General features: G+C 70.0%; 1 protein-coding gene. It reads right to left on the bottom strand.

The features are described 5' to 3' along the window. Window positions 1–36: 36 nt before the first annotated feature. The coding region (locus tag ACNPQM_RS44200) for a transposase (RefSeq protein WP_418088423.1) at window positions 37–1,007 on the bottom strand (971 nt) is incomplete at its 5' end.

Raw genomic sequence — 1,007 nt, 5'->3', positions numbered from 1 at the left:
AGCTTGACTCTGTCGGGGATCTTGGAATGAGCGGTGTCAACTACCGCTGCTTCTCCAGGACTTCGGCCGGTGGATGTTGTGCTGGTCCAGGTAATTCTGGAAGGCGGTGGGCCGTCGGGGTGGGGGCGCTTCCCCGGTCGGCGGCAGTCCACTGAGGCGCTCGATGTTGACGGCGATGGCGGTCAGGACGTGCTGGAGGTGGGCCTTGTCCTGGCCTCGGTAGCGGCAGCGGCGCATGCCGTGGCCGTGGGCGAACTCGTTGACGGTGCCCTCCACCCCGGAACGGACCGCGTACCGCGCCTTCCACTCGGGTGTCTGCTGCTCGGTCCGGACGCGGAGTTGCAGGTCGCGGAGTTCTCGCGGTGGGAAACCCACGTTGCGGGCGCTTTCGCGGGAGGTGGTGCACTGGGCGCGGACCGGGCAGGGCCGGCACTGACCCTTGGTGAACCGCGCCACGATCAGCGGGGCCGCGGTGGGCGAGGACGTCGGGTAGGGACCGTGCCAGCCTCGGCTGACCTGGCCCTGGGGGCAGGTCACCTGCCGGCGGTCGAAGTCGATGTGGAAGTCGTCCCGGCCGAAGCCCTCGCCTCGACGGTGCTGGCGGGTGGGGTTACCCGGCAGCGGTCCGGTGACGGTGACCTGGTGTTCGCGGGCGGCCTGTTCCAGATGGACCAGGGAGGTGTAGCCGCTGTCGACCAGGTGCTCGGCGGGCAGCAGGCCGCGACGCCCCAGGCGAGTGTGGATGCCGGGCAGGACCTGGCTGTCGTGCGTGGTGGCCGCGGTGGTGGCCACATCCGTGATCACGTTGGGGCCGTCGGGGGCACAGGTCTCGGTCAGATGAGCGGAGAACCCTCTCCAGCTGACGATGTGTCCGTGACGTGCGTAGCGGGCCGAGGTGTCGTAGGGAGAGACGATCGCCCGGGACGACGGCGCAAGCCCGGGTCCGCCGTCCTCCTCCGTGCGCCAGAGCAGGCGGCCCGCGGCATCGCGGTAGTAGTTCTGCACCG

Source organism: Streptomyces sp. NPDC056231, assembly GCF_048270745.1.
Lineage (GTDB): Bacteria > Actinomycetota > Actinomycetes > Streptomycetales > Streptomycetaceae > Streptomyces.
The sequence above is the reverse complement of the archived record's forward strand: the minus strand, read 5'-3'. Positions and strand labels throughout refer to the sequence as shown.